The organism is Pelagicoccus sp. SDUM812005, assembly GCF_031127875.1.
Lineage (GTDB): Bacteria > Verrucomicrobiota > Verrucomicrobiia > Opitutales > Opitutaceae > Pelagicoccus.
The window spans coordinates 1-463 of sequence record NZ_JARXIA010000086.1; the positions used below are offsets into that span (position 1 = coordinate 1).

Annotated in this window: 1 protein-coding gene; it reads right to left on the bottom strand. The window is 48.4% G+C overall.

What is annotated here, in order from left to right; all coding sequences use genetic code 11:
• Positions 1-68: 68 nt before the first annotated feature.
• Complete coding sequence (locus QEH57_RS24800) at positions 69-446, bottom strand: hypothetical protein (protein WP_309009499.1); 378 nt, start codon at positions 444-446, stop codon at positions 69-71.
• Positions 447-463: the final 17 nt, after the last annotated feature.

Below are 463 nucleotides of genomic sequence, written 5' to 3' on the forward strand. Positions count from 1 at the left end.
CGCTGAGTCCTCACGCGGAGAGGGCGCAGCCCTCGGAGTTGTGAGCGACGACTTGATATGTGTAGTTTTTATTCATACTCCTCGCCTTCGTCTCCAACAATCTTTGCTTCGAGTTTGGTCGCCAATTGTCTTGCCGCAATCATTACTGGATCTTCTTTGCTTTCGACGTCGACTGGTGGTGAAAAGGTCGCTGTTCCTCCGTCGAAGCTGAATGTGTAAATCCATTCTTTCTTCTTCCCGGAGCCTAGGAATCCTTTCGTTTCGTAAAGTAGCTCAACATCCAGATCCTTCTTTTTGATCGTGATTGAAAGTCCGTCATTCGGGTTCTGACCTATGACGTCGGATGTCGCGAGTCGAAGGGTCGGGATGCTCTCAATGGCTGATTCCCATTCGGAGTCAGTGATCTCAACTTCGTTTGGTCTTTCGATGTGTAGGTTGTATCCCATCTTTAATCACATATCGC